The organism is Nocardia jejuensis NBRC 103114, assembly GCF_001613145.1.
GTDB classification, from domain to species: Bacteria; Actinomycetota; Actinomycetes; order Mycobacteriales; family Mycobacteriaceae; genus Nocardia; species Nocardia jejuensis.
The window spans coordinates 57,898-84,483 of record NZ_BDBU01000022.1 but is presented as its reverse complement, the minus strand read 5'-3'; the positions used below and the strand labels follow the sequence as shown (position 1 = coordinate 84,483).

Here is a 26,586-nt window from a genome sequence, read left to right as displayed (position 1 = left end):
CGACGCTACCGGCCCCACCTCGCCTGTCTTCCGACACACGCCATACCGCGAACCGCTTCACCCGAACCGCTTCACCCGTGCCGTTGCCCCCGGAACTGGCCCCGGCGTAGCCCGCGCACGCTCACCGCGCCGCGATACCGCGGGCGAACTCCATTCACTCCCTGCCTGATTCGCCGGATTCATCCCACGGTCCGCTTCGGTTCCACCCATCCCTTTCACCCTGTGGCCCGCGCCGGCGCATGATAGTTTTTGCCGCGCTTGTTTCTCAGCGATGATCAGCGAGGCACGCCACGACAGGGCAGGGGACGGCGTCGATGCGAATTCAGCCACGGCAGCAGATTCTCGGAGTGTGGCGGTCGCTGCTGACCGCGTGCTTTCACCGCGGTGAGTGGGTGTGGGGCGGCCGCGACGGCTCCAATTCCATCAGCGACGCCGAACAGCTGCTGTGCCTGCTGTATCCGGCCACCGAGATCGACGGCTTCGGCCTGGACCGGCCGGACGATATCGCCGACGACATCCGCGCGGTGCTGTCCCCGATGGGCACCGGCTGGCGGATCGGCGCGACGCTGGTGACGGTGCTCGAGGACTACATCGCCCGCTACACCGAGGTGATCGAGGTGGATACGCCGGAGGGCAAGGCCGCCAAGGACATTCCGGTCTTCGCCGCCGGCAGCTATCTGAGCTCGGCGGATCGGAACGACCCGGTGCCCGACCAGCGCGCGCTCGACGTCGTCGACTCCTATTCGATGTCCCTGACCCTGTGCCTGGCCGCACTGAAATTCCTGCGCGGCTTCCACGGTCCCGTCGCGGACCTGGCCACCCGGCGGATCCAGGACGCGGTCGGCCTGCAGCGCCGGATAGAAGTGCTGGACGTGCGAATCAATACCCGCCTGACCGCGGCCATGGTCGGGCTGGTGCGCAGCTTCGTGGTCAACACTGTCTATCCGGAGTCGCCCGAGGGCGAGGCCATGCTGTCCATGCTGAATCAGACCGGCGCACCGTCGGACGCGGTGGTGGAGGCGGTGGGTCATCGCCTCGATCGCGTGCGCATCCGGCTGCGCAACGACGTCACCCTGAGCCAGACCCCGGGCGTCGACCTCTACGGAGAGGGCCTGCTCTTCGAGTGCGGCTGGAGCTGGAGCATGGTGCGCGACGCCGCCGCGATCGACTTCGTGGACATGCCGATCGCCACTCAGGCCGGACTCGCGGTCGCGCGGCCCTATCTGCACTTCACGGTGGTGGCGCTGGACGGCATCAACGACCTCACCTCCGTGCGCACCAGGGAGCTGGACCTGCTGGACGATCAGCAGCGCCGACTGGCCGAGGCGCTGCAGCTGCGCTGGGATCTGGCACAGCGCTACTGGTCCGCGGTCGCGCGTTTCGGCGCGGGCCGCTGGCCGCTGGAGGATATTCCGTGGCGTACCTCGGACGGCGAGGAGTCGGACTACTTCAGTCTCTCGGTGTCGGCGGTGCTGATGCAGGATCTGCTCAACCGCGAGGCCAGCGACGACGATTTGAACCGTGCCGCACCGATTTTCGATCAGCTGGCCCGTCGCGGCCGGATCATCAGCCGCGTGACCGAATCCGATCCGGCCCGGGCCATGCACACCCCCGGTGTGGCATTGCTGCTGCACGGCAGTGAACAGGCCGGTGGTGGTCCACTACTGGTCTGGACCGTATCGGACTACGCCACAGTGCTTTTGAAGCGCACCCTGCAGGCGGCCCGGCTGTCCGGCACCATGGAGACCCGTGATCAGTTGCTCGCGCTGGCGCAGGACACCATGGATCATCTCGACCGGCGGTCCTTCCGGGACGGCCCGGTGGGGCTCTGGGACGATCCGGCCCGGGTGTTCGGTGGCGAGGAAACCCGGGAGCCCTCCTGGTATCTCACCGAGCGCGTGATCGAATGCCTGGTCGCCGCAGCCCGCATGTACCGCGAGCCCCCGCTGCGCTCCCCGGCCCTGGGCCTGCGCGCCATGGAACTGCTCACCGAGGCCGAGCACCTGCTCAATCGAGAACTGCTCGAGCTCAGCGAACGCGATATGTCCTCCAATCGCAGCGCACTGGCGCTGGCCGAGCAGCGGCTGCTGCGCGCCCGCCGCCTGATCGACGAAAGGCCGGGCACCGCGGTGAGTCTCGCGTCCCAGGCGTTGCAGGAGCTGGACGAGCTCGCCTACGCGCGGTTCGACGCGACCAGGAGCATGTGATGGTGCTGGTGTTCTCGGCCTCCGACAAGGGCGGCACCGGCAGGTCGGTGACCAGCTGCAATATGGCCTACTGGCTGAGCATGGACGGCCAGAAGGTCGCCTACCTCGACTTCGACTTCGGATCGCCCACGGCCGGAGGCACTTTCGAGATCAGCCGGATCGATCGCGGCGCTCCCGGCGGTGGCGGCCTGCACGAATACCTGCTCGGCGGCAACGGCAGCGCCGCCCGGGTGAGCGTGCGCTCGGAGACCGATCGGGTGGAACTGAGCCGATCGCGGCATCCGTCCGGCCGCCTGGTGCTGTTCCCCGGCGATCGCAGCGGTTCGGAGTTCACCGTCCTGGACGCGGGCATGGTGCGGCGTTGTGCCTCGCTGTTCGCCTCCTGCGAGCAGGAATTCGACGTCACCTTCGTGGATCTGAGCGCCGGCCGCTCGATCGCGCTGGCCCTGGCGCTGCAGGCCACGATGGAGCCGCAGCTCTCGGATGTGATCTCCCGCTGGCTGATCTTCCATCGCTGGACCCGGCAGCACATCGTGGCCGGGCACGGCCTCGTGCACGGCGATCACGGTCTGCTGCAGACCGGCGCGCAGAGCGGCCACGACCCGAACAAGCTGCGTAATTCGGTACGCTACGTGCGGACCGCGGTGCCGGAGTTGAACGAGGCGGCCGGGTTGCGGCCCGCGCAGGCGGCCTGGTTGCAGCGGCAGAACGACACGTTGAACCGGGCGGCCATCCGAAACGAGATGGGCTCCACCGTGGTACTCGGTCAGACTCCGGTAGAACCGGTACTGCAATGCCGTGAACAGGTGATCCTGGATATCGATGTGTCCGCCCGCATCGCCAACGAGGAAACCGTCGACGCTTTCCGTCATCTCGCCGTGCGGCTGATGAACCGTGCGGTCTGGGAAGAGCTGGAGTGAACCGTGAGTTCCGCGACCGATTACAGCGAAGCCGGTGAGCGCAACCGGACTTCGGGACAGGCGCTCTCGCATCTGTCCATAGAGGTCGGCCACTTCTACATGGACGACCTGGTCAACGGCGTGGACCGGATCCGCGCGCAGTTCCGCAAGGTCGCACCGCTGGTGGAGGCCTACACCCAGGTCGCCCGCGCGCAGTACGGCCCGAACGCCCGGGTGAGCACCTGTTTCCTGGTGGACGACTATTTCGAGCACTTCCGTCCGCGCGAACAGCGCACCGAGCCCGCGGTGATCCTGGACAAACTGCTGGGCGCGGCCGCCGATTGCGGTGTGCGCATCGACTATCTGGCGCGCGAGGCAGGCTGCGCCGAGGTGCCGAACCTGCTGGACGGGGAACCGGTGGGCGATCCGGTCCGGCTCGCGGAGATGATGTCGGCCCGCATCGTGGCCGAGCCCGACGAGGGCTCCACCGGCCGGCGCCCGCCCACCGCGGAATCGGGCTGGCTGTGCAACGGCAGTCGCTCCTCGCAATACGATCCGCGCCAGGCCATGCAGGTCACCCGCTATCGACCGCCGCAGGAGTTCGGGGCGCGCAATCATTCGATCTTCCTGGACGTGCAGCTGTGGAGCCGTGAGTTGCGGGAGGTGGCGGGGGAGCAGGTGGAGCGCACCATCTGGTCCTGCCCGTTCCTGGCGTCCATCTGGCAGTTGTTGCGCCTGGGCATGATTCGCCACGAGGGCGCGGTGGTCGCCAAGCCCCAGCTGTGGACGGGTCCGTGGCCCGAGGACTGGTGGCAGCTGCCCGCGGTGGTGCAATTGCCGCCCGCGGCCACGGGCGCGCCGAACGAGCGCCGCGATCCGCACCCGTTCGCCGCCTATCGCGCGGTGTCGGTGCTGCCGTACACCTATCTCGGGATCGAGCACGCGGTGCGCGTGATCCTGGACCATCTGCAGCCGGACGAGGAGGTCTACGCCAAACTCGCGGAACGTGCTGCCGCCGAGCGGATTCCGGTGTCGGTGCCACGCTCGGTGACCGAGCGAATCAATCACATCTTCCTCGGCGACGACTGAGGTGCCGCGATGAGCGAACCACTGGTGCTGCTGGGGGAGGTGCGCACCGCGCTGCTGCCGAACTCGGGCGCGTTGGCCACCAGGGAGGCGACCGCGCTGCTGTCGCTGCTTCCCGGCGAGCGGGTGCTGATGCGTGAACGTCCGCTGGCGCTCGCGGTTTCGCCGAGTTCGGCAGTCGGCGTCGACTGTCAGCTGGCCACCGTGTCGCGGTCCGAGAGCCGCGCGATAGGCACGGTGGGCTCGCACGCCGCGCTGGTGGGCGGCCGGGTGGTGCAGAGCTCCTCGGGCACGCGGGTGCAGCGGGCGGCCGATTCGAACCGCCGATCCTGGTCGCACTATCTGTCCAGAGTCGGTGTGGTGGAGCTGATTCCGCGGATCGGTGACGATACCGCCGCGGCGGTGGATCTGACCGAGGGCTATCTGGAGGGTTCCGGCGCGACCACCCTGGACCTGGCCTCCATCAGCGAGCGGCTGCTGACCCGGGTCCGGATGGATCCCCGGCTGGATCAGCGCCCGCCCGTACGCACCGCGCCCACCCGCCTGCGCTGGGCGGCCCGGGTGGCCCCGCTGGTGCAGGGTGAGGTGCGCGGACGCACCCTGTTCGCCTTCCGGTTGGAGGAGGAGACCATTCGATCGGTCCGCATCATGGTGCCGACGGTGCGGGATCTGGCTGGGGTGCAACGCTTCTGCGAGGATCTGGCGCTGCACGATTGGCTGCTCACCACGCTGGGCGCGGCGCTGGCGGACGCCGACCGGGCCGGACCGGACCGGGATCCGGTGGCGCAGCTGAGTCCCCTGCTGGAGCAACTCGTGCACCTGTGGATGCCGGGCGCGCACACGCCGCCGCGACTGCGGGAACTGTGGACCCGGCTGGAGAACGATCCGGGCTTCTCCCGGCAGTGGACCGCACAGGTGGGCCAGCTGCGCGATCGGCTGGCCGTCGCCACGCTGGAGGCGTTGCGCAGCGCGAAGATCAGTACCGCGGAGTGGTGAGCCCGCGGGAGCGGCGACCGGTCACAGGCGGAACCAGCGCCGCACCAGCAGCGCGAAGAACACCGACGTGGTCACCGACCCGAGATAGCACTCGATCACGTAGAAGGTGCGTCCGCCGGTGCGCAGATCCGTCGTGTCGCCCGGGCCGAGCGGGTTGAGGTAGTTCACCAGCACCTTGTAGATCGTGGTGGTCAGGTGTTCGTCCGACACCAGCGCGATGATGACCACGAAGACGACCAGCTGCAGCGCGATCCACCACAGCATCCGGAACGGTCGGTATCCGTAGCCGCACACCAGATCCGGGAACAGCCCGGCCACCCGCAGCAGCGCGCTCGGCTGGGCCAGCCGCCGCGCCTTGGCCAGGGCCAGACCGCAGCCGTCCTCGGCATCGGTGTCGTCCTCGGTCCGGTACAGACCCATGGCGCGCTGATAGGCCAGCACCGCGTGCGCGGGCAGCCCGGCCGCGACAAGTCGCCGGCCGAGACGCTCGTAGGTCTCCGCGAGTTGCCGACTCTGGGTGCGGCTCAAGCGAAGTGGTCCCCGGAACTCCACCTCGGCGGCGACCAGGGCCGCCAGCAGCGTCGCCACCGGCACGGAGGGCTCCGTGCCCGCCTCGCTTCGATTCAGGACCGCGGTGTACAGATGCCCGAACACCAGGCTGTCCCCGACGCGCCGCACGCCGGGCGGATCGTAGGTGGCGACCACGGATTCCACATGGCGCGTGAAGGTGTCGAGCAGGCCCCGTTCGGTCACGGTGCGCCGCAAGCGGTGCGGCTGGTCCAGGAACGTGCCGACTTCCTCGGCGTACGCATCGGCGTGCCGTTCGATGCGCGTGCTCATGGCCGCGACGAACGGTGAGGACGGTGCGCTCTTTTCGAGCATGATCAATGGTAAAGCTTGCGCACCAGGACATCTCGTGGCTCGTCGGGCCCGAAGTACGCGGATTCATGATCGGTCCAGACGAATCCGACTTCTTTGTAAAGGTGGTAGGCGGGCCGATTGCCGGGGCGCACGGTGACGAAAACCTGGTCCACCTGCGATGTTCGGCAGTGGTCGAGCGCGGCCTGGAGCAGGATCCGGCCGTAGCCGCGTCCCTGGCAGAAACCCGCGACGGCAAAGCCCATGAACCAGGCGCCGGCATCGGGGCCGATCGCGGTGAGGACGTAGCCGCACACCTGCCCACAGTCCTCGGCAACTGTCCAGTTTGCTCCGTGCAGCTCGAACAGTTGCCGAAGAACAAAATACGGATACGCCAGATTGCCGAACTCGGCGACCTCCAGCGAACGGATGGCATCCAGGTCCGCCATGCACGCGGAACGAAACTGTGGAACCTGCGAGAGCTCGAAGGCTGACAACGGTGTCCCCTTCACCGGCACGACTGCGATGGACTCCAGGGTAGGCGTCGATCGGCGCACAGGGTGCGGTTCCGAGGGGGTGCGGCCCGGACCCGTTCGCCGTCTGTGGAGCGAACGGGCCGGACCGCGCTGCCGCACTCGATGGGGGACCACGCCCCGGCTCCCGGAGGTAGGAGGTGCCGGAGCGCTCGAAGGGTCGGTGCGTGCAGCGTCTATCGCGGGCGGAAAGAACTAGCGCGGGCGGGAACCTTCCCCGGACACCACCGCCCGCGAGATGTTCTTCCGCCGGTGCCTGCTCGACGCCTTGCGGGCATCGAGCAGGCACCACAGCAGGCGGTGTACCGCCCGCTCATACCGACCGGCCGCAGGGTATCGGGCCTGATCGGAGCCTTGTGTGGAGATGTTCTGCCACGGGTCCGGGGTGTGGCCGCCGAGCCGGCCGACCCGAAACCCGCTGTCGGGACCGAGGGCTCGCGTGGTCACGGGAGCGCGCGTTCGTCCAGGACGCACCTGCCCTCGTCCACCAGTGTGGCCCGTGCCCGCCGGCGCACCTTGCAGGTGTCGACGGTGCAGTCGAGGTGCAATTGCATTGCGGCATGTGCCTGTTCGGTGCTCATCACACCGGGGTCCCGGCGACAGCGCAGCAATCCGGCGACATGCATGTTGAGCGCGGTGAGCTGCATCGTCAGCTCCTCGCTTCGGAGGTGCAAAGGGTGGAGAGGGTGACCGCCATAACTCCTCGTTCCTGCGTGGGATTCCTGAAGGTTTCGATGTGCCCGGAGGTTTCAGGAAAGGAAGGGGGTCTAGCCGCACCGCTTCCGGGCACACATCTAGCACACCATGAGCAGCCGTCGGGCGGGTGAATTTCGAAGATGAGAACGCAAAATTGCGCGAATTCCCAGCAGTGAATCCACCCGGGGGAGGAGGATTCTCCATAGTGGACGAAGCCCCCCGCCAGAGTTGCCTTTCCAAGCTGTGAGTCCGGGCGGGTGCCGGTGTCCCGCACCTTGATTCACATCATTTTCACAGTGCGAGGGCATGTCTCCGGCGACCCGTTCGCGCCCGCGACAGAACGGAGCGAGCCGTGTCAGAAAGCCCTGCGTCCTCGACCCTGCCCCGCCGCCAATTGGGCCGCTATCTGCGCGATTGGCGGACTCAGGCCGGACTCACCATTGCCGAGGCCGCCAAACTCATGGAGTGGGGCGCGAGCACACTGCAGCGGCTGGAGAAGGGTAACGCGGATCGCATCCGGACCATCGACATCCAGGAGCTGTGTCGCATATACGGAATCCCTGCCGAAATCGGCGAGGGGCTCAAGGGTTTGGCCCAGCAGGCGGCCGTCAAGAGCTGGTGGCACTCCTACGGCGATCTGATTCCGGAGAACTTCGACGTCTACGTGGGGCTGGAAGCATCCGCCCAGCAGTTGTCCTGCTATCAATCGGAATTGGTGCCGGGTCTGGTGCAGACCCCGGACTACGCCAGGGCCCTGAACCAGCTCGGATATCCGGATGACACTGCCGCGGAACTGGATCGGCGGGTCCAGCTGCGGCTGCAGCGCCAAGCCATGATCACCCGCCGGATGCATCCGGCGGCGGTCGCCATGGTGTTGCACGAATCGGCGTTGCGCCGGCTGGTGGGAGGTGCAAGGGTGATGGCTGCGCAGGTGCGGCACCTGGCGGAGCTGAGTAGCCGCACCAACGTGTCATTGCGCATCCTTCCCTTCGCCGCCGGTGTCCCCCTGGGACTTTCGACCGGTCCGTTCGTGATTCTCGAGTTCGGGGCCGACAGCAAAGGGCAGCCGGTGGAACCGCCCGTGGTCTATGTGGAGGGGTTCACCGGCGATCTGTACCTCGAAAGACAAGGCGACGTTCAGCGCTATCGCCGGGCCCAGGAAAGCCTGGAGCACTGTGCATTGGACGTGCGGGACAGCAGGGACCTGCTGCGGCAGGTCGCGAGCGAGTTCGCCGCCCGGGCCGTCAAGCCCGGGGCAGGCAGCGGAGCGTAACCACGTAGGCGCCGCACAGGCGATGAGAGGAAGCAGCGTGAGCATGGATCTGGTCGGGGCGGTCTGGTTCAAGAGCAGCCGCAGCGGCGCGGGCAAGGAGTGTGTCGAGGTGGCCTTCCTGCCCGCCGGTCGGGTGGGCGTGCGGGACAGCAAGAATCCCGGCGGACCCGCGCTGACGTTCGCCGCGTCGGAATGGACGTCGTTCACCGCCGGCATCGGCAATGGTCTATTCGAGTTGTGAACGATCACGAATCGGTGGCCGTTTCGCAACGAAAACAGGTTTGTCGCGGTAAAGCATGGGTATCCAACTATCCGTGGACCGTGGACTGAGAAATGCCCGTCCTCGGTACCGCAAGCTGGGTCCCGACGACTGGGTGGAACGGCTGATCGTAGGGATGCTTTTCGCGGTGTCAGCGATGGGTGTATACGTACTGACCGGAGCTTTGGTGTCGGCATTGGCCATTGGAGTGCTCGTCGGCGCGGTCGCGCTCGGCGTGGTAGCCATCTTGTGAGCAGTGTCCAACTTTGCGCAGTGTCCTACTTGTGACAAGCCTCTTTCGAAACTAGAAGGGTGCGCGGGGATTTCTCCCCGCGCACCCTTGGTTTTCGGCTCTGCCGGTTTCGCCCGGCCGGTTCGGCCCGGCCGGTTTCGCTCTCCGGTTTCCTGACTGCCCGGGTCAGCGCCGGAACAGCTTGTTGCCCAGCCAGACCAGCGGGTCGTAGCGATTGTCGACGACGCGCTCCTTCAGGGGGATCAGCGCGTTGTCGGTAATCTTGATGTGCTCGGGGCAGACCTCGGTGCAGCACTTGGTGATATTGCAGTAGCCGAGTCCCGCCTCCTCCTGCGCGAGTTCCCGGCGGTCCGCCACATCCAGCGGATGCATTTCCAGTTCTGCGATCCGCATCAGATAGCGCGGTCCGGAGAAAGACTGCTTGTTCTCGTCGTGATCACGCACGACGTGACAGGTGTTCTGGCACAGGAAGCATTCGATGCACTTGCGGAATTCCTGCGACCGCTCCACGTCCTGCTGCTGCATGCGGTACTCGCCCGGCTTCAGATCCACCGGCGGGGTGAAGGACGGGATCTCCCGCGCCTTCTTGTAGTTGAACGACACATCGCAGACCAGGTCGCGGATGACGGGGAAGGTGCGCATCGGCGTCACCGTCACCACCTCGTCCTCGGTGAAGGTCGACATGCGCGTCATGCACAGCAGGCGGGGCTTGCCGTTGATCTCGGCCGAGCACGAACCGCACTTGCCCGCCTTGCAGTTCCAGCGCACCGCCAGATCCGAGGCCTGGGTGGCCTGCAGGCGGTGGATGATGTCGAGCACCACCTCGCCCTCGTTCACCTCCACGGTGAAATCCTGCAGATCGCCGCCGTCGGTGTCGCCACGCCAGACCCTGAACTTCGCGTCGTAGCTCATGGCTATGCGCCCTTCTCTTCGGTGGCTCCGCTGGCGGCCGCACCGGTGGGACTGGTACCGAGCGACGTGAGTTCGGCCGGGTTGTAGTACTTTTCGAGCTCGGTCACCTCGAACAGCGCGAGCAGTTCGGTGCGCATGGGTTCCTGATCCTCGGGCGTCACCGTCACCGAGGGCACCGTGAAGCCGACCTCGTCCGGATCGGTCCGGCAGACCAGCAACTTGTTGCGCCACACCGGATCCATGCCCGGATGATCGTCGCGGGTGTGGCCGCCGCGGCTCTCGGTGCGCAGCAGCGCCGCCTGCGCCACGCATTCGCTGATCAGCAGCATGTTCCGAAGATCCAGTGCCAGATGCCAACCCGGGTTGAACTGGCGGTGGCCCTCGACGGTGACCGCGTCGTAGCGGTCGCGCAGTGACGAGAGCTTCTCGATCGCCTCGACGAGTTCGTGCTCCTTGCGGATGATGCCGACCAGGTCGTTCATGGTCTGCTGCAGATCCATGTGCAGTGTGTACGGATTCTCGCCCGAGCCCTCTGCGGGCGGATCGAACGGTGCCACCGCGGCTTTGGACGCCGCGGAGATGTCGACATCGGCGATCTTGGGCCGAGCCGCGAGGCCCTCCACATAGGTGGCCGCGCCCAGACCCGCGCGGCGGCCGAACACCAGCAGATCCGACAGCGAGTTGCCGCCGAGCCGGTTGGATCCGTGCATACCGCCGGAACACTCACCGGCGGCGAACAATCCGGGGACGGTGGCCGCGCCGGTATCGGGGTCCACCTCGATCCCGCCCATGACGTAGTGGCAGGTAGGGCCGACCTCCATGGGCTCGGAGGTGATGTCGACGTCCGCCAGCTCGAGGAACTGGTGATGCATGGAGGGCAGCCGCTTGCGGATCTCCGCGGCCGGCATGCGCGAGGCGATATCCAGGTACACGCCACCGTTCTTGGTGCCGCGCCCGGCCTTCACCTCCTCGTTGATCGCGCGCGCGACCTCGTCGCGGGGGAGCAGATCCGGGGTGCGGCGGGCGGAGTCGTTGTCCTTCAACCACTGGTCCGCCTCCTCCTCGGTCTCGGCGTACTGGCCCTTGAACACCGCGGGGATGTAGTCGAACATGAAGCGCTTGCCCTCGGTGTTCTTCAGAACACCGCCGTCGCCGCGCACGCCCTCGGTGACCAGGATGCCCTTGACGCTGGGCGGCCAGACCATGCCGGTGGGATGGAACTGCAGGAACTCCATGTTGATGAGCGTCGCCCCGGCGCGCAGGGCCAGCGCGTGCCCGTCACCGGTGTACTCCCAGGAGTTCGACGTCGTCTTGTATGACTTGCCGATGCCGCCGGTGGCCAGCACCACGGCCGGAGTCTCGAACAGGATGAACCGGCCCGATTCGCGCCAGTAGCCGAAGGCCCCGGAGATGCGGTCGCCGTCCTTGAGCAGCTCGGTGACGGTGCATTCGGCGAAGACCTTGATGCGCGCCTCGTAATCGCCGGTCTGCGCGAAATCCTCCTGCTGCAGCGCGACGATCCGCTGCTGCATGGTGCGGATGAGTTCGAGTCCGGTGCGGTCGCCGACGTGCGCCAGGCGCGGGTAGGTGTGACCGCCGAAGTTGCGCTGGCTGATCCGGCCGTCCTTGGTCCGATCGAACAGCGCCCCATAGGTTTCCAGTTCCCACACCCGGTCCGGAGCCTCCTGCGCGTGCAGTTCGGCCATCCGCCAGTTGTTCAGGAACTTGCCACCGCGCATGGTGTCCTTGAAATGGGTCTGCCAGTTGTCCTTCTCGTTGGCATTGCCCATGGCGGCCGCGCAGCCGCCCTCGGCCATGACGGTGTGCGCCTTGCCGAACAGCGACTTGCACACCACCGCCACGGACAGCCCGTGCTCGCGTGCTTCGATGACCGCGCGCAGTCCGGCGCCGCCGGCGCCGATCACGACGACGTCGTACTTGTGCCGTTCGACTTCAGGCATGGGACCGAGTACTCCTGACAGACAAAGGAATTGGGGCTAAGTGCGCGATCGACCGAGGTGCGGTGATCAGCCGATGAGCCGGGGGTCGGAAATGGTCCCGCTCGCGACCAGCATCACGTAGAAGTCGGTCAGCACGAGGGTGCCGAGCGTCGTCCAGGCCAACTGCATGTGACGGGTGTTCAGCGCGGAGACCTTGGTCCAGAACCAGTACCGCACGGGATGCTTCGAGAAGTGCTTGAGCCGGCCGCCGGAGATGTGCCGGCAGGAGTGGCAGGACAGCGTGTAGGCCCACAGCAGCAGCGCGTTCACCGTGATGACGAGCGTGCCCAGGCCGATGCCGAACCCGCCGTCCTTCGCGTGGAACGAGATCACCGCGTCGTAGGTGTTGATCACCGAGATGATCAGGGCCGCATAGAAGAAATAGCGGTGCGCGTTCTGGATGATCAGCGGCAACCTGGTCTCGCCGGTGTACTTCTTGTGCGGTTCGGCGACCGCGCAGGCCGGCGGCGAGAACCACACCGCGCGGTAGTAGGCCTTGCGGTAGTAGTAGCAGGTGAGCCGGAACAGCAACAGGAAGGGCAACACCAGGAAGCCCAGCGGAATCCACATCGGCAGTTCGCCGATCGGGGTCCCGAGGTGACTGGAGCCCTCGACGCAGGAGGCGCTGAGGCACGGTGAGTAGAACGGCGTCAGGTAGTGATAGTCCTGGACCCAATACGCCGCGCGCGCAAAGGATCTGATTGTCGCGTAGATGACGAACGCGCCGAGGCCGAGCACCGTCACCAGTGGCGGCAGCCACCAGCGGTCGGTGCGCAGGGTGCGCGCGGCGATGGCCGCGCGACCTTTGCCGAATACCCCGGTTGCGCTGGTGCTCGAATCTGGAGTCTTGATCGGTGCGGCGCTCACTGCTGGATGCCTCGCTGCTCTACCCCGTGGAACGTCATCGTTACCTCCGGCATCGAATGTGATGGTCAGCACCCTACGACAGGGCAGCTATCACTCGGGTTGGGTACAGCGAATTCGTGACCCCGTGATTTGCGCCACATTTTCGCGCTCGTCCAGCGGTTCGTTTGCTTAGTGAACAAACGGCTATCTCGCGAACGTGGCTCGATCCCAGCGAGATTCGGATTCCTGACTACAAAAGGGACGAAATGCCGCGCGGCGGCCATATTCGAGCGATGCCGCATTCCTTTCGCTCACCGTCACATGGCAGCAACATCGCCGTGATGCCCTTTTCGTGAGCAAGCCCCCGCGATCCGGGGGAACCGGTGATGAGGTTCGAAGGGAGCCGGTTATGCGGAGAGCCGCGATCGTGATGCCGATGCGCACACCAGTGGGACTGCCGGGCGGCGCGCTCGCGGCGGTCGCGCCGCAGCGCCTGATATCGACGGTGATGTCGGCCGTCATCGGCCGATCCGGGATGGACCCGTATCGGATCGAGCAGATCGTCTCGGCCGTCCCGTGCAGCGCCGCCGTCCGCGCGGCGATGCCGCTGGCCGGATTGTCGCCCGATATCGGCGAATTCCCGATCGGCCCCGGTCCGGGCAGCGGCATGCGCGCCCTGATCACCGCGGCCATGATGGTGCAGACCGGCTCCGCCGATGTCGTGCTCGCGCTCGGCGCCGAATATCCCAGGAGCAAGGGCAGGCCCGACCCGGCATCCGCCTCCGAGCCGCCCGGCGCCCGCGCCGCGCGCAACGGCAATGGCAACGGCAATGGCAATGGCAACGGCCGCAACGGGTATGGCGGTCCGGACGGTGAGAAGGCCGGTGGCGGTGCGAGTCCGACCACCGGCGAGCAGGTCGCGCTGTGGGCGGCCGTCGAACCCGCTCGGGGACAACAGGAATCCGACCACGCCGAAGCGCTGGCCGCGCACTACGGCATCACCAGGCAGGAGGCGGACGAGTTCGCCGCCGCCAGCCATCGCCGCGCGGCCCGGGCCCGCAGACAGGGGATCTTCGGCGCCGAGACCGCCCCGGTGGTGGTGACGGCCCGGCCCGGAGACGTGAATTCCGATGTGGTGCAACTGGTCGACCGTGACGAGGGCCTGCGAGATGACGTGTCGCCCCGGGCCTTCGCCGCACTGCAGCCCTTCCGCCCCGGCGGGGTGAGCACCGTCGGCAACAGCAGTGCCCGCACCCTGGCCGCGTCGGGCTGCCTGGTGGTGGCCGAGGAACGGCTGGCGGATCTTGGCCTGGACCCGATGGGCTATCTGGTCGGATGGGCCTCTGCCACCGGCGAATTCGACTCCGTGGTGCCGGCCGCCGGGATCGCGGTGGACCGGGCGCTGGCCCGCGGCAACTGCCTGCTCGACGATCTGGATCTGGTCGAGATCGACGAGACCAGTGCCGTGGACGTGCTGGCGCTGACCAGGTCGTGGGAACGCGAAGGCTGGGACTTCGATCCCGCCGAACGGCTCAATGTGCACGGCGCGGCCATCGCCCTCGGTGATCCGGGCGGCGCGGCGGGCATGCGCATGGTCACCACGCTGCTGCACGAATTGGCCCGGCGCGAGGGCGGTTTCGGCCTGGCGGCCACCACAACCGGACCCTCTCAGGCCACGGCGCTGGTCTTCGAGTCCGCGTATTCGACCCCGTTGGCGTTCGCGCCGCGGGGCGCGCGGTTCCACGGCGTCAGCCGTCGCCGCAACGGGAAGCACCGAGCGTGAGCGAGCGGGACTGCACCGAGCGTGAGTGAGTCGGGTGGTACCGAGCGTGAGTGAGTCCCGGCACTCACCGGGATGACCTACCGCCATGTCGTCCGGGACCGCGGTAGTCGTCATCCCGGCGACAGCCGGGATCCGGAAACCCCTATTTGGTCCGTGCCCTGACGGGTACGCGACCCACCGGGTGGGTGGACTACTTGGTGCGTGGCCGGGAGTGGAAGCCGAGGCCCTCGTCCTGCGCGCCCATCCAGGCCGCTTCGTCCGACTTGCTGTCGGGGACGTAGATGGTCTCCTGCGTTGCCCGCGCCGGGGCGGGTGGCGGCGTCTGCTCGAACTCCTCGGTGTCGATGACGAGTCGTTCCAGATCGTTCTCCAACCGGCGGACCGATCCAGCCTCGCCGTACTGCGACCGCAAAGCGCTGACGCACTGCCGGAGCTGGCCGACCGCGTAGCGGAGTTCCGCAATTTCGCTGCGTGTCATCGAAACCTCCTCGAGCCGTGTGACAGACCACACATCAGTGATCTACAACACAGTACGTGACGATCCTCGATCCGTCTCGTCGGAAACGCATAACCACAGGTAGTCGACCTGGACACGCGTCCCCGTCAGCCCGCGATGGCGTACTCGGGCCCGCATTCGGGATCGGTCCCGAAGTGTTCGCTCTCCCGCGCCCCGAGCTCGGATTCCCGGAATCGCAGGCCCGCGACGGCCCGCTCGAGCAGGGTCGCGATGGACTCGGCGACCTCCTCGGCGCGCTCCATGATGACGCTGTGCCCGGCCCCGTCCAGGCGCACCAGTTCGACGTCGTCCAGTTGCGAGGCCAGCACCACCGAATGGGCGAACGGGATGACGATGTCCGCCGAGCCGGCCAGCACCAGCGCCGGAATCGCGCTCAGCCGATGCAGGCTGGTGGTCTCGTCGAAACGGATCAGCGAGTCCAGGAAGCTGGCCATGGTCAGCAGCGAGGTCTCGTTCAGCATGGCCGTGGCGATGGCCAGCATGCGCGGGCTCACCCGCCGGGTGCCCAGGGTCGCTTCGCGCATGATCGGCTCGAAGATGCGGCGGCTCAGATGCTTCGAGGCCTGCATGGCCCGGGGCGCGCGGCGCACCGCGACCTGCAGCGAGGTCACCGCGGGACCGTTGAGCAGCCGCCCGAGCCCGACCCTGGTGACGCTGCTGGCCGCGCCCGCGAGCAGTCCGACGCCGATGACCCGCGAGCCGATCGTCTCCGGGAACAGTCGCGCGTAGGCCAGCACGGTCATCGCGCCCATCGAATGACCGACCAGCAGAACGGGTCCGGTCGGAGCGACCGTCCGCAGCACGGTGTCGAGATCCTGGGCCAGTTGATCGATGGTGTACGTCGCCGGATCGGCCGCGCCCGAATCTCCGTGGCCGCGATGGTCGTAGAACACCATGTGCATGTCCTGGCCCCAGTAGCGCACCAGGTGGGTGCGCAGCAGCGCCCAGGATTCGGTGCGCAGGCAGTGGCCGTGGACGAAGACCGCGGTGATGCCGGCCTCGCGCGCGCCGTACTCGTGGACCGCGATCGGCACGCCGTCGTCGGCCGAGACCGTGAAGTGGTGGCCGTCGTGATCGGCCGCGTTGCGGTGGAGCGTGGACATGACGTCCTCCTGGAGAGTCCGCACCTTGCCCGGTTGTCGATAGACATTGCCGCCGCGTTAGCAACTCACACCCGGCGTTATGCACAAGTTGTGCAACTGACGCCGCCGATCTATGCAACTGGTCCGCAGAATCCCCGGCCCTCTCGGCACGCTGCCGGACCCCTGCGAAAAGTGATGCCCCGATCGCCGTCTCGGTTTGTCTAGCTATATCTAGTAAATAGAATAGATATGCATAGAAATGACGAGATCCGCCCCGCGTGCGCGAAGCGGATCTCGTCGAGGGAAATATCCGGCTCTCTATCCCTGGGTATAGAGAGCCGTAGACAGAACTAGGTGGTGGCGGTGGTGCGGGTCGAGGGCAGGAACGGGCGGATCAGGTTCTCCTCGGTGGACGCGCCGAACTGCCATTCGGAGATCCAGGGCCCGGTGTCCTCGCTCGGGTCGATCGCGCCTGCCTCGACCCAGCGGTAGCGCCCGTCCAGGATGCCGCGGGTGAGTTCGGTGTCGGCGTCATCGGTATTGGCCCACAGGGATTCGAACAGCGTCTGGATCCGCAGGCGGGACTGGCGGCAGAAGACCTCGGCCAGTTCCTCGGCGGCGGTGCCGTCGGGATCGCCTGCCACCCGCAGGGATTGGGCCTTCACGCAGGCCGCGGACATGGCGAACAGTTCCGCGCCGATATCGACGATGCGTCCCAGGAAGCCCTGCTTGTACTCGAGCTTCGCCTGCCAGCGCGCCATGCCGTACATGAGCGCGCGGGCCTGCTTGCGCGACATCCGCTCGACGAACCGCATATGCCGCGCCAGCGGCCCGAATTCGCTGAAGGTGGCGGGCACGGTGCCGGTCCCGACGGCCAGTTGCGGGAACCATTTGGCGTAGAACCCGCTCGCGCCGACGGCCGCCTTGGCCTTGTCCTTGAGTTCGGCATTGCGATCCACCAGCGCGCCCGCGGCCGACATGTGGGCATCGGCCATCTCGCGTGCGATGAGTAGTCGCATGATCTCGCTGGAACCCTCGAAGATGCGATTGATCCGCAGATCTCGCACCATCTGCTCGGCGGCGACCGCGCGTTCACCGCGGGCGGCCAGTGAGGCGGCGGTCTCGTAGCCGCGGCCGCCGCGGATCTGCACCAGCTCGTCGGCGATCGTGCAGGCCATCTCCGACGCCCACAGTTTGGCGAGCGCGGCCTCGATCCGGATGTCGTTGCGGTTCTCGTCGCACATGGTGGCGGACAGGTCCAGCACCGCCTCCAGCGCGAATGTCGTTGCGGCGATGAAGGACAGCTTCGAACCGACGGCGGCGTGCTCGCCGACGGGACGGCCCCACTGCACGCGCGTGCCCGACCATTCCCGGGCGATCTTGAGCGACCACTTCGCCGCCGCGGTGCACATGGCCGGAATCGCCAGCCGCCCGGCGTTGAGGGTGGTGAGCGCGATCTTGAGCCCGTCGCCCTCGCGGCCGACGAGGTTCCGCTTCGGCACCCGCACATTGTGCATCCGGGTGACGCCGTTCTCGATGCCGCGCAGGCCCATGAACGAATTGCGGCGCTCCACGGTGATTCCCGGGCTGTCGGCCTCCACGATGAACGCGGAGATGCCGCCGCGATGGCCCTCGCTCTTGGGAATGCGCGCCATCACGACGAGCAGTTCGGCGACCACGCCGTTGGTGGTCCATAGCTTCACGCCGCTGAGCTCGTAGGCTTCGCCGTCGGCGGTGGGGACCGCGGTGGAGGCCATGCGCGCCGGGTCCGAGCCGACGTCCGGTTCGGTGAGCAGGAACGCGCTCACCGCGCCTTTCGCGCAGCGCGGCAGGAACTCTCGCTTCTGTTCGGCGGTGCCGGCCAGCTTCAGGGGTTCGGGAACGCCGATGGACTGATGCGCCGAGAGCAGCACGCCGAGGCTGGCGTGTGCGGAGCCGACCAGCATGAGCGCCCGGTTGTACCCGACCTGGCCGAGCCCGACGCCGCCGTACTCCTCGGGAATCTTCAGCCCGAAGCAGCCGAGTTCGGCGAGCCCGCGCACGTATTCGTCGGGAATGCGCCCGGTGCTCTCGATGCGCTCACCGTCGATGGTTTCGCAGAAGGCGCGCAGCCGCTTCAGGTACGCCTCGTTCTTCGCGGCCTCCTGCGCCCCCGGGCGTGGGAAGGGATGGATGAGGTCCAGCCGGAAGCGGCCGAGAAACATCTCCTTCGCGAAGGATGGCTTGGCCCAGGTGGTTTCGCGAGATTCCTCGACAAGTGCCCGAGCTTGCTCTTCTGTGGCGTCGACTTTGGCGGCAGTCGCCATGATGTCCTCCTCGAAGGTGATGAGAATCACATACGAGTGTAGGAGCCTTTGTTACCCACCGGTAGTGGTCCGCAAAGATCGAAACCGCTTGTCACGCAATGATCTTGAAGTATCAGATGTCGAGCAGCACCCGGAAATTCGCCCGGCGCTATTGCACGCCGCGCAGATATCGGCCGAAATGCGGCACCGTGAAACCGATCGTGCCGCGCTCGGCCGAGTAGATCAGACCCTTCTTGATCAGCCCGTCGCGCGCGGGGGACAGCGAGGCGGGTTTGCGGCCCAGTTGACTGGCCACCGACGCCGTGGCGACCGGTCCGTCGTCTCCGGCCAGATCGGCCATGGCGCGCATGTACTCCCGCTCCGCGGGCGTCGCGCGTTCGTACCGCGAGCCGAAGAAGCCGACCGCCAGTTCCTCCTCGGCGGTGGGCGCGGCCACCGCCACATCCTCGGCGTCGATCGGACTCTGCGCCGCCGCGTCCCAGGTCGCCTTGCCGTATGCCTGCACGAAATACGGGTAGCCGTCGGCCTTTTCGTACAGCGCCGCCAATGCCTCCTCGGTGTACTTCACCTCCTCGCGCTCGGCGGGTGCGAGCAGCGCGTGATCCGCGGCGGCGCGATCGAGCCGGTCGATCCGGTGATAGGAGAACAGCCGCTCGGAATAGCTCTTGGACGCCGACAGCACCGCGGGCAGATGCGGCAGCCCCGCGCCCACCACGATCAGCGGCGCGGTGTCCTGGCTCAGTTCGTGGCATGCCCCGCACAGCGCGGAGATGTCGGCGGGGCCGAGGTCCTGCAACTCGTCGATGAAGATCGCGATGCCGACTCCGGTGTCGCGGACCACCTGCGCCGCCTCCATCAGCAGCTCGACCAGATCGATCTCGATGTCGCCGGAGTCCGCGCGGCCGGTCACCGCGGGCACGTCGATGCCCGGGTTCCAGCGCTCGCGCATGCTCTTGTCGGCCGTGGATCGCAGCGCGAAGGCCTTGAGAATCCCCAGGAAATCGTCCACCTGGTCCGGATTGCGGTGTGCCACAGCGATGGAGCGGATCGCCATGTGCAGGGCCGAGGTCAGCGGCCGCCGCAGCTCCTGATCCGGCCGCGCCTCCAGCTTCCCGGTGCCCCAGCCCCGGGTGCGCGCGGCCGAGCGAAGCTGGTTGAGCAGCACCGTCTTTCCGACTCCGCGCAATCCGGTGAGCATTACGCTGCGCTCGGGTCGTCCGCGCGCGACGCGTTCGAGCACGATGTCGAAGGCGTCGAGCTGGCGATCGCGGCCCGCGAGTTCGGGCGGACGCTGGCCGGCTCCGGGAGCGTACGGATTGCGCACAGGATCCATGCCGGAAGACCGTAGCGCGAAAAGTGGCACGCGGTAAGGCGAGAATTCGGATCTATCCGGGTATCTACCTCCGATGCTAGAGACAGCAATCTTTTCGCATGTGTCACAGCGGGTCTCTACCCTTATGTCTGGTTCGGATCGTTCCAGCGCAGGAGGGTTCATGTCGGAGGAAGCCGTATCCACGGTGGCCGCGGTGGTCGAGTCCTGGAACGTCCCGGACGGGGCGGTCGTGGCGGCCCGCATTCGCGACAACATCCTGGTGGCCATCGAACGCGGCTATGACGATCCGCAACTGGTGGCGGATCTCGCCGTCGGCCCGCTCGTGATGGCACTCGGTCAACTCGAGGTCGAGCTCGCCGAAGCGCGCCGCCGGATCGAGGATCTCGAACGCCGAGTGTGAGTCCGGCGCGGGGGGATTCGAGGAGTCGTGGCATCGGCCCGGATCACGATCTCGCAGTGCCGACCGGTCTGATGTATCTGTTGCGAAGCCGAGGCCGTGACTGTTGCGAAGCCGGGGCATGCCGTCCGAGCTGCGTTTATAACGGTCCGAACGGACAGGTTTATCGATTCGTGATCCCGCGTCTCCGGCGAGGTTTCAGCTCACGGCCGGGGGATATTCCCATCATGGCGACACGCGTGCGCTGTGGGGTGGACAACACAGCCGCCTAGCCGTAATCTTCTCGTGACTTAGCGGAGTCTGTCGCTTCATCGGAGAGGCGGCCCGCGACGTTACCGCCTAATCGACGGCGAGCTACTTTCGTCATCGAATCGGGGACCCACGTTCGTTGGGGTGAATCTCCTTCGGCCACAAGCCGTTGGGGTAGGGCCTACTTCCTGGCCCGAACCCGTCAGCTAACCCGGTCGGCGGTCGAAGCAAGGAAGATCGGAGATGCGGCTCAGTGGGTAAGCACAGTTTGCAGCGGGAATCTCGGTTACCGAGTTCCGTGAAGGGCGCCATCGTGATGGGCGCCATGGCAGCAACGACTACCGGCGCGTTCCCGGCGATCACCGCCCAGGCTGCCACCATTGAAATCCCGGGCATCGGCAATTTCGATGTGCCCGACCAGTTCGCCCCGCAGGTCGATCAGTTCAACGAGGCCGTGGATGTGCTCCAGCATCCCCAGGGTGGCCTGCAGATCGCGCCCCAGGCAGTCGATCCCGCGTTCTCCCTGCCCGGCATCTTCGCTCCGCAGAAGCAGCACACCGCCGCGGACATCGCCCTCGAGGCCGCGCAGACCAAGGTCGGCGCGCAGTACTCCTGGGGCGCCTCCGGCCCCTACAGCTTCGACTGCTCCGGACTCGTGCAGTGGGCCTACAAGCAGGCCGGCGTCGAGCTTCCCCGCACCAGCTTCGAGCAGTCCAATGTCGGTGCCCCCGTTGCGTTCGAGAACCTGCAGCCCGGCGACATCGTCATCACCAACGGTGGCGGCCACGTCGGCATGTACGCCGGTGACGGCAAGCTGCTGAACGCGGTGCAGACCGGCACCCCGGTCTCGTACACCAACCTCCGTCCCGACATGGTGGTCACCGCTCGCCGCGTCGCCGCGTAGCGATCCACCCACGGACGCGCGCTATCGTGTAGCGCGTGTCCCCTGCTCCACAGAGCGATGCAGCCCAAGCCCGAGTTGATTCTTGGACCTGGGCTGTAAGGCTGTTCAAGACCAGATCCGCCGCGGCCGCGGCCGCCCGCGCCGGGCATGTGCGGGTCAACGGCGTCGTGGTCAAGCCCGCGCACAATCTGAAGCCCGGTGACGAGATCCGGACCAGGGTCAACGGCCTCGAGCGCATCGTCATCGTCGAGCGGCTGCTCACCAAACGGGTCGGCGCCGCGGTGGTCGGTCAGTATCTGATCGACAAGAGTCCGCCGCCGCCCGATCCGCAATTGATCGCGATGCAGCCCCGCCGCGATCGGGGCTCGGGCCGCCCGACCAAGCGCGAACGCCGCGAAACCGATCAGCTGCTGGGCCGCACGCCCTCCGTCGACCGATTGCCCTCTGCCGACTGACTGCGCGCCGCTCGCCGCGCCGCCCAGGCCGTGGCGGCGACGGTGATCAGCGCACCCAGCATCAGGGCCGAGGATTCACCAGGTTTCAGCACACCGAGTTGCGTGCCGACCGTCACCGCGGCCACGGGCACCCCGATCTGCGCGGAAGCCATGACGCCGAACACGATTCGCTGCCCGGTGAGCCGCATGGCCGCGTGCGTCAGCACCGCCACCGCCCCGAGTGTCAGCCCGAGCGCGATCAGCCACGGATGTTCCCCGAACTCGCGCAGGTTCAGCCGTGCGCCCAGCCAGACGAAGAACAGCGGTGCGAGGAATCCGTCGCTGATCGCGAACAGTTGCCTGGCCACTCGCCGGGGTTCCCCGACCGCCGCCACCGCGAGCCCGAAGGCGAAGCCCGCCAGCATGATCGACACATGGGTGGCCGTCGCGAGCGCCCCCAGGCCGAACAGCAGGGCCAGGCTCACCCGCAGCTCCATCGCGTACTGCCGATCCTCCGAGACCTTGTGCAGCCGCCGTCGCAGCCCCGAATCCTCCAGGTAGCGGAGCACGAAATACAGCGTGATCGCCGCCGCGCACACCGCCGCCGCTCCCAGCGCCGCGTGCCCCGCATCGGCCGGATCGATCACCAGCGGCAGCGCCACCACACACGCGGCGTCGGCGATGGCGACCTGAGCTGTCAACTGCAGCACCGAATTTCCGCTCAGACCCTGGGAATCGATGATCGGCAGGACCAGCGCGGCCGAGGAGGAGGCGATCAGGACGGCGTACAGGGCGCCGTGTCCCATGTCGAACAGCGCCGACACCCCCAGACCCGCCGCCACGGACAGCAGGCCCACCAGTACGGCGCGCAGCGCGCCGATGCCGAGGGCCGAACGGATGGCCGCGTTCCGGATGGGCACGTGCGTCCCGGCCACGAACATGACCACCGCGAAACCGATATCGGCCAGGAACGTGAAGGTCTCGTCGGCCGGATGCAGAACGCCGAATCCGGTGGTGCCGAACGCGATTCCCGCGAGCAACTCGCCCAGGATCACCGGCATCCGCCAGGACTGCCGCCAGGCCAGCAGCGGCCCGGCCAGACCCAGCAGGATAACGAGGGCGAGAGTTCCGAATGTCACGGTAGCGCGGCGATTTTCACGGGGATCTCGATGTTCTCGTCGGTGTAGTGAATGGCGCACACCCGGTGGTAACCGTCCGCGATCTGAGCGGGCACACCCTTGCGGAAGTCCCCGCGCACCATCAGGATCGGCGACAAGGCCTTGCCCGCCATGATTTTCGCGAGGTCCCGGCGCACATAGGGATTCGACGCGGGCGCCAGTTCCAGGTGCGAGGCCCGCAGGATGTCCTTGGCCTTCTTGTGCGCGATCTCGGCCGTGCGCAGCTCCTCGATCACCGCGCGGACCACCTTCGGCTCCCCGAGCAGTTCCAGGTAGTCCGCCGCCGCCGGATAGTCGTGCTCGTCCGGGGTGTCCTTCCACTTCACATGGATCGTCGCCTCAGCCATGGATCCATCATCACCGCGACCGCACCTCGCCCGGCCCCGACACGCGGCGGTTCAGGCCGCCGGGCCGCTCTGCCATTCCACGCAGACCACGCGCCGGTCGGCGTGTGCGGCGGCGAGCTCCTGCACGGCGGCGCGAGCCAGATGCAGATTCGATCCGAGCAGGGGATCGGTCAGCAGCACCGTGAAATCGGTCGGATCGGCCGCGGTCAGATCGAGCAGGTTGGCCGCGGACACCAGCGGGGGCGCGCACGCGGCGTGCACGATCCCCCGGATGGGCACACCGCACTCCCGGATGTCCTGTAGCGCGGTCGCCAGATCGACGCGATCACGAGCATCGCAGCGCACCACCACGATTCGGTCCTCCATGCCCTCCAGCGGCGGTGGCAGCGCCCGGGGGGACCGGGTCAGCACGACCACGTCGCGCGCCCCCTGATCGAGCAGCCAGCGCACTGCGACCGCCCCTTGCGTCCCGAGTCCGCCCGCGACGACATAGGTCCCCTCCGGCCGGATGGAGACTACCGGGAACGGCGGCGGCATCGTCTCCTCGCTCGCGGACTGCCCGTCGGGCTCCCAACTCCCGAGGCTCGACGGTGTGCGCCGCCACAGTCGCTGCGGTGGTGCGGTGGTGAACGGACCGATCGCCGTCCAATCCAGCTCGTGTCCGCCGGTGTACAGGTTGGCCAGCGCTCGCAACAGCGCCGCGGGCTCGTCCTCGCGCGATCCCACCGGGTGCGTGGCATCCCGGAACATCGGGAACTCCCGGACCGCGGGCATCAGGACCGCCTGCGCCCCCACCTCCACCACTGTCGAAACACCATCCCGCACAGCACCTTCCAGCGCGGCAGCCAGATCCACCGGCCCCGCGAGGTTCGCCCCCCAATACCCGGCGTCCATTCGTTCACCCGCCGGACTCGAGCCGACGGCCTCGGACGGTCCGGGTGTGTGCCGAGCCGATCCGTCGAACCTCGTTCCGTGGTGCGTGGTGGAGTAGAACGTGAGTTCTGCTGCCCGCGAGGCGATTCCCGCCAGCTCGGCGGTCAGCTGCGGTGCGAGTGCGCGCAATACCGGCATGTGCGGAACAGCGCGGCCGGTGGCGCGCTCCTCACCACCGGGGTCGGCGATCCGCTGCGCGAAGATGGCCCGCCGGTGCGCCCGGCGCACCAGCGCGTCGATGTAGCGCGGATCCCCGGACACCGTGATCGAGCGCGGCCCGTCGATCGCCGCCACCCCGACATCGGCCCGCATCGGTTCGACCAGCCGCGCGACCTCGGCGGGCGTCGCCTCCAATACCGCAGCCGCGGTCGGCGCCTCGGCCCGTGCCAGCACCCGTGCGCGCGCTATCGCCACCCGTGCGCCGTCGGCCATCGACAGCGCGCCGCTCACGACCGCCGCGGCGACCTCCCCCGCGCCGTATCCGGCCACCCCGCTCGTTCGCACACCCCACGAGCCGAGCAGTTCGGCCATCGCGACCTGGAATACGAACAGCGCCGGATGCGCGAAAGACACACTCTCCCAACCACTGCCGCTCTCACCATGATTCGTGAACCCGTGCCGGGGCGTCCACACCCGGGGGCCTCCCGCGGTCACGACCGCATCGGCCGCCTCCGTCACCGCGCGCCCGAACACCGGATACCGTGCCGCCAGTGCCCTGCCCATGCGGGGATGCCCGCCGCCGCCCGAGAACAACAGCAGCACACCCCCAGCCCCCGAACCCGGCCGCCGGGCGGAGAACATCGTCGATGCTCCGTACGGCCGGAAGATGCTCGAAACCGACTGGACCGCATCGTGAGTGGGCAGGCATTCGACCGCTCCGGGCGCGTGAGCCGGGACCCGCTGGGCGGCCTCGCGCCCGGACGGCGCCGGAATCGGGCGGGGGATGCCGGAGGTGGTGGCGGCGGCGGAAATGCGCCGGGCGAGGACGCGCAGCTGGGCGGCCGCTTCACCGGGGGTATGGGCCAGCACGGTGGCGCGGGTGGCCTCGGGGGTGAGACGAGAAGTGGCAGCGGAGAATTCGTGCAGGGTGCGATAGGAGAACACCGCGGCGGACCATTGCAGGGCGAGCTCGCGCAGCGCGGCGGGATCGCGGCCGGTGAGGGGGATGAGAACGGGCGGATCGTCGCTGTGCGCGGGCGGTGAGCCGAGGCCGGGGGAACGGTGTGACGCCAGGGCGTCGTGCAGGGCGATCCGGGCGGGTTTGCCGCCGGTATCGGGGAAACCCAAACCGGTGGGCACGATTTCGGCATAGCGGCGGGTGCCGGTGCGCTCGGCGTCGGCGGTGCGCTGCAGCACCACCACGGTGCACAGCGCGTCGGGCGAGTGCGTCTCCGGGGTGTGCAGGTCCGAAATGTCCGGCAGCAGAGCGAGATCCACGCCACCCGCGATCACGAAGGGGACTCCCGGATCGGCGAGCAGGCGTACGCCCATATCGACGGCCACCAGCGGAGAGTCGCGTTCGCTGTCGACCGTGAGACTGGGACCGCGCAGGTCCAGGGCGCGCGAGAGCTGGTGCGCGCTGTTGGTCGCGCCGCCCGCGCCGAAGACCACCGCGGCGTTCGATCCCCGCGCCAGGAAACCCAGGCCCGAATCGTCCAGGGCCTCCACGGCCACTTCGAGATTCGCGCGCAGGCGCGGACTCATACCGGCGGCTTCGAGCGCGCCGATTCCGAACCACTCGTGATCGAACTGGGTGCCCGTGGCACGGCAGCCGACACCGACGATCGCCACCCGCGTAACGGGAGTGGGATCGGTCGATGCTGTCGTACTCTGCCGCACAGGAAGCCTCCCGTGTCCGGCGCCGGTGGCCGCCGAGGTACCTCCGGCGATTGTGCCAAGATTCCGCCGCGCTCAGAATACCTTTGCGCAGGTGGGCTTCTCACATGCGTGGATTCGCACGCGATGCGGGAAGTCCGCCCGCGGCGCGCCGAGTCAGGCGGTGGCGGCCCGGATGTGAATGGGCGCGGACAGATCCTCCGGCGTGGCGTGCGTGGAGAAGAAACGCAGTGCGAGGTTCACCGCATCCTGTTCGGTCTCGACTCCCGAAATCGCCATCGCGCGTCGCAAGGCTTCGTCATCGAGATAGATCCGAGTGATTGCCATGTCGGTACCTCCACCACGTCAGTCGTGTACTTGCAAGCATCCTCTATTCGGAGCGAGGGGAGTGCCGGAACGGCGAGAGCCCTGAGCAATCATGCTCAGGGCCCTCTCGTTCGGATGCGGCACGCTTTCCGGCGCGGCGCCG

At 67.6% G+C, this 26,586-nt stretch carries 24 protein-coding genes and 1 riboswitch; of the genes, 10 read left to right on the top strand and 14 right to left on the bottom strand.

Translation table 11 applies throughout. The annotated features are described in order from the left end of the window. Positions 1-314 precede the first annotated feature (314 nt). From NJ1_RS17820 to NJ1_RS17805, 4 genes are read left to right on the top strand one after another with little or no spacing between them, the layout of a single operon-like run. Entirely contained in the window at positions 315-2,207 is a 1,893-nt protein-coding gene (locus tag NJ1_RS17820; RefSeq protein ID WP_067695333.1) for an SCO2524 family protein, read from the top strand. Next, positions 2,207-3,127, top strand: coding sequence for an SCO2523 family variant P-loop protein (locus tag NJ1_RS17815; RefSeq protein ID WP_245717438.1), 921 nt, complete (start codon positions 2,207-2,209; stop codon positions 3,125-3,127). Before NJ1_RS17820 ends, NJ1_RS17815 begins: the two co-directional genes overlap by 1 nt. 3 nt (positions 3,128-3,130) lie before the next feature. After that, positions 3,131-4,195, top strand: a complete 1,065-nt coding sequence (locus tag NJ1_RS17810) for an SCO2522 family protein (protein ID WP_067695330.1) — start codon at positions 3,131-3,133, stop codon at positions 4,193-4,195. A 9-nt stretch (positions 4,196-4,204) separates the two neighbouring features. Further along, positions 4,205-5,188, top strand: a complete 984-nt coding sequence (locus NJ1_RS17805) for an SCO2521 family protein (protein WP_067695327.1) — start codon at positions 4,205-4,207, stop codon at positions 5,186-5,188. Between the two features lie 21 nt (positions 5,189-5,209). Here NJ1_RS17805 and NJ1_RS17800 read toward each other — a convergent pair whose 3' ends face one another. The 3 genes from NJ1_RS17800 to NJ1_RS17790 all read right to left on the bottom strand — a co-directional run bounded on the left by NJ1_RS17800 (position 5,210) and on the right by NJ1_RS17790 (position 7,226). Beyond that, positions 5,210-6,070 (bottom strand): hypothetical protein, encoded by an 861-nt coding sequence (locus NJ1_RS17800; protein ID WP_067695324.1) that lies wholly within the window; start codon positions 6,068-6,070, stop codon positions 5,210-5,212. Between the two features lie 2 nt (positions 6,071-6,072). After that, entirely contained in the window at positions 6,073-6,495 is a 423-nt protein-coding gene (locus NJ1_RS17795; RefSeq protein WP_067695321.1) for a GNAT family N-acetyltransferase, read from the bottom strand. Positions 6,496-7,022: 527 nt separating this feature from the next. Further along, positions 7,023-7,226 carry a hypothetical protein gene (locus tag NJ1_RS17790; RefSeq protein ID WP_067695318.1) on the bottom strand — a complete coding sequence of 68 codons (204 nt, stop codon included), beginning with the start codon at positions 7,224-7,226 and terminating at the stop codon, positions 7,023-7,025. Between the two features lie 401 nt (positions 7,227-7,627). Here NJ1_RS17790 and NJ1_RS17785 point away from each other — a divergent pair, with 401 nt between their 5' ends. Then, positions 7,628-8,548, top strand: a complete 921-nt coding sequence (locus NJ1_RS17785) for a helix-turn-helix domain-containing protein (RefSeq protein ID WP_067695316.1) — start codon at positions 7,628-7,630, stop codon at positions 8,546-8,548. Between the two features lie 37 nt (positions 8,549-8,585). Continuing rightward, entirely contained in the window at positions 8,586-8,789 is a 204-nt protein-coding gene (locus NJ1_RS17780) for a DUF397 domain-containing protein (protein WP_067695314.1), read from the top strand. Between the two features lie 436 nt (positions 8,790-9,225). Here the strand turns inward: NJ1_RS17780 and NJ1_RS17770 are convergent, their stop codons facing one another. The 3 genes from NJ1_RS17770 to sdhC all read right to left on the bottom strand — a co-directional run bounded on the left by NJ1_RS17770 (position 9,226) and on the right by sdhC (position 12,839). Then, positions 9,226-9,972, bottom strand: a complete 747-nt coding sequence (locus NJ1_RS17770) for a succinate dehydrogenase/fumarate reductase iron-sulfur subunit (RefSeq protein ID WP_067695312.1) — start codon at positions 9,970-9,972, stop codon at positions 9,226-9,228. Between the two features lie 2 nt (positions 9,973-9,974). Beyond that, positions 9,975-11,933 (bottom strand): fumarate reductase/succinate dehydrogenase flavoprotein subunit, encoded by a 1,959-nt coding sequence (locus NJ1_RS17765; RefSeq protein ID WP_084478446.1) that lies wholly within the window; start codon positions 11,931-11,933, stop codon positions 9,975-9,977. A gap of 66 nt (positions 11,934-11,999) precedes the next feature. Further along, positions 12,000-12,839, bottom strand: coding sequence for a succinate dehydrogenase subunit SdhC (sdhC, locus tag NJ1_RS17760; protein WP_067695310.1), 840 nt, complete (start codon positions 12,837-12,839; stop codon positions 12,000-12,002). 388 nt (positions 12,840-13,227) lie between these two features. On the opposite strand from sdhC, the gene NJ1_RS17755 reads away from it, so the two are divergent. Beyond that, on the top strand, positions 13,228-14,601 hold the full coding sequence (locus NJ1_RS17755) for a thiolase family protein (protein ID WP_067695307.1): 1,374 nt from the start codon (positions 13,228-13,230) through the stop codon (positions 14,599-14,601). 190 nt (positions 14,602-14,791) lie between these two features. Here NJ1_RS17755 and NJ1_RS17750 read toward each other — a convergent pair whose 3' ends face one another. The 4 genes from NJ1_RS17750 to NJ1_RS17735 form a co-directional block, all read right to left on the bottom strand. After that, positions 14,792-15,079, bottom strand: coding sequence for an Rv0250c family protein (locus NJ1_RS17750; protein ID WP_067695512.1), 288 nt, complete (start codon positions 15,077-15,079; stop codon positions 14,792-14,794). Positions 15,080-15,204: 125 nt separating this feature from the next. Beyond that, entirely contained in the window at positions 15,205-16,221 is a 1,017-nt protein-coding gene (locus NJ1_RS17745; RefSeq protein WP_084478462.1) for an alpha/beta fold hydrolase, read from the bottom strand. 329 nt (positions 16,222-16,550) lie between these two features. After that, on the bottom strand, positions 16,551-18,506 hold the full coding sequence (locus NJ1_RS17740) for an acyl-CoA dehydrogenase family protein (protein WP_067695509.1): 1,956 nt from the start codon (positions 18,504-18,506) through the stop codon (positions 16,551-16,553). Positions 18,507-18,654: 148 nt separating this feature from the next. Beyond that, the gene (locus NJ1_RS17735; protein ID WP_067695305.1) at positions 18,655-19,839 is read right to left on the bottom strand and encodes an ATP-binding protein; all 1,185 of its coding nucleotides are present in this window, start codon (positions 19,837-19,839) and stop codon (positions 18,655-18,657) included. A gap of 160 nt (positions 19,840-19,999) precedes the next feature. Here NJ1_RS17735 and NJ1_RS17730 point away from each other — a divergent pair, with 160 nt between their 5' ends. The 3 genes from NJ1_RS17730 to NJ1_RS17720 all read left to right on the top strand — a co-directional run bounded on the left by NJ1_RS17730 (position 20,000) and on the right by NJ1_RS17720 (position 21,844). Continuing rightward, positions 20,000-20,239, top strand: coding sequence for a hypothetical protein (locus NJ1_RS17730; RefSeq protein WP_157574063.1), 240 nt, complete (start codon positions 20,000-20,002; stop codon positions 20,237-20,239). Positions 20,240-20,562: 323 nt separating this feature from the next. Further along, a riboswitch (cyclic di-AMP (ydaO/yuaA leader) is annotated at positions 20,563-20,722 on the top strand. Positions 20,723-20,801: 79 nt separating this feature from the next. After that, positions 20,802-21,389: a C40 family peptidase gene (locus NJ1_RS17725; RefSeq protein ID WP_067695506.1), complete on the top strand. Its 588-nt coding sequence runs from the start codon at positions 20,802-20,804 to the stop codon at positions 21,387-21,389. Positions 21,390-21,424: 35 nt separating this feature from the next. After that, positions 21,425-21,844 carry an RNA-binding S4 domain-containing protein gene (locus NJ1_RS17720; protein ID WP_067695299.1) on the top strand — a complete coding sequence of 140 codons (420 nt, stop codon included), beginning with the start codon at positions 21,425-21,427 and terminating at the stop codon, positions 21,842-21,844. On the opposite strand, the gene NJ1_RS17715 is transcribed toward NJ1_RS17720, so the two are convergent. From NJ1_RS17715 to NJ1_RS38215, 4 genes are all read right to left on the bottom strand, one after another. After that, positions 21,793-22,962 (bottom strand): cation:proton antiporter, encoded by a 1,170-nt coding sequence (locus NJ1_RS17715; RefSeq protein ID WP_067695296.1) that lies wholly within the window; start codon positions 22,960-22,962, stop codon positions 21,793-21,795. The two genes, NJ1_RS17720 and NJ1_RS17715, sit on opposite strands and share 52 nt — an antisense overlap. Then, positions 22,959-23,348 (bottom strand): hypothetical protein, encoded by a 390-nt coding sequence (locus tag NJ1_RS17710; protein WP_067695291.1) that lies wholly within the window; start codon positions 23,346-23,348, stop codon positions 22,959-22,961. Before NJ1_RS17710 ends, NJ1_RS17715 begins: the two co-directional genes overlap by 4 nt. 51 nt (positions 23,349-23,399) lie before the next feature. Continuing rightward, positions 23,400-26,072, bottom strand: a complete 2,673-nt coding sequence (locus NJ1_RS17705; RefSeq protein WP_067695288.1) for an acyltransferase domain-containing protein — start codon at positions 26,070-26,072, stop codon at positions 23,400-23,402. Positions 26,073-26,273: 201 nt separating this feature from the next. Beyond that, positions 26,274-26,444 carry a type II toxin-antitoxin system VapB family antitoxin gene (locus NJ1_RS38215; protein WP_084478444.1) on the bottom strand — a complete coding sequence of 57 codons (171 nt, stop codon included), beginning with the start codon at positions 26,442-26,444 and terminating at the stop codon, positions 26,274-26,276. Positions 26,445-26,586 lie beyond the last annotated feature (142 nt).

Excerpts from the sequence above, each read along its gene's own strand:
- NJ1_RS17820 (WP_067695333.1), top strand. The coding sequence starts at position 315 with ATGCGAATTCAGCCACGGCAGCAGATTCTCGGAGTGTGGCGGTCGCTG.
- NJ1_RS17815 (WP_245717438.1), top strand. The coding sequence starts at position 2,207 with ATGGTGCTGGTGTTCTCGGCCTCCGACAAGGGCGGCACCGGCAGGTCG.
- NJ1_RS17805 (WP_067695327.1), top strand. The coding sequence starts at position 4,205 with ATGAGCGAACCACTGGTGCTGCTGGGGGAGGTGCGCACCGCGCTGCTG.
- NJ1_RS17800 (WP_067695324.1), bottom strand. The coding sequence starts at position 6,070 with ATGCTCGAAAAGAGCGCACCGTCCTCACCGTTCGTCGCGGCCATGAGC.
- NJ1_RS17795 (WP_067695321.1), bottom strand. The coding sequence starts at position 6,495 with ATGGCGGACCTGGATGCCATCCGTTCGCTGGAGGTCGCCGAGTTCGGC.
- NJ1_RS17790 (WP_067695318.1), bottom strand. The coding sequence starts at position 7,226 with ATGCAGCTCACCGCGCTCAACATGCATGTCGCCGGATTGCTGCGCTGT.
- NJ1_RS17770 (WP_067695312.1), bottom strand. The coding sequence starts at position 9,972 with ATGAGCTACGACGCGAAGTTCAGGGTCTGGCGTGGCGACACCGACGGC.
- NJ1_RS17765 (WP_084478446.1), bottom strand. The coding sequence starts at position 11,933 with ATGCCTGAAGTCGAACGGCACAAGTACGACGTCGTCGTGATCGGCGCC.
- NJ1_RS17755 (WP_067695307.1), top strand. The coding sequence starts at position 13,228 with ATGCGGAGAGCCGCGATCGTGATGCCGATGCGCACACCAGTGGGACTG.
- NJ1_RS17750 (WP_067695512.1), bottom strand. The coding sequence starts at position 15,079 with ATGACACGCAGCGAAATTGCGGAACTCCGCTACGCGGTCGGCCAGCTC.
- NJ1_RS17745 (WP_084478462.1), bottom strand. The coding sequence starts at position 16,221 with ATGTCCACGCTCCACCGCAACGCGGCCGATCACGACGGCCACCACTTC.
- NJ1_RS17740 (WP_067695509.1), bottom strand. The coding sequence starts at position 18,506 with ATGGCGACTGCCGCCAAAGTCGACGCCACAGAAGAGCAAGCTCGGGCA.
- NJ1_RS17735 (WP_067695305.1), bottom strand. The coding sequence starts at position 19,839 with ATGGATCCTGTGCGCAATCCGTACGCTCCCGGAGCCGGCCAGCGTCCG.
- NJ1_RS17730 (WP_157574063.1), top strand. The coding sequence starts at position 20,000 with ATGTCGGAGGAAGCCGTATCCACGGTGGCCGCGGTGGTCGAGTCCTGG.
- NJ1_RS17725 (WP_067695506.1), top strand. The coding sequence starts at position 20,802 with ATGGGCGCCATGGCAGCAACGACTACCGGCGCGTTCCCGGCGATCACC.
- NJ1_RS17710 (WP_067695291.1), bottom strand. The coding sequence starts at position 23,348 with ATGGCTGAGGCGACGATCCATGTGAAGTGGAAGGACACCCCGGACGAG.
- NJ1_RS38215 (WP_084478444.1), bottom strand. The coding sequence starts at position 26,444 with ATGGCAATCACTCGGATCTATCTCGATGACGAAGCCTTGCGACGCGCG.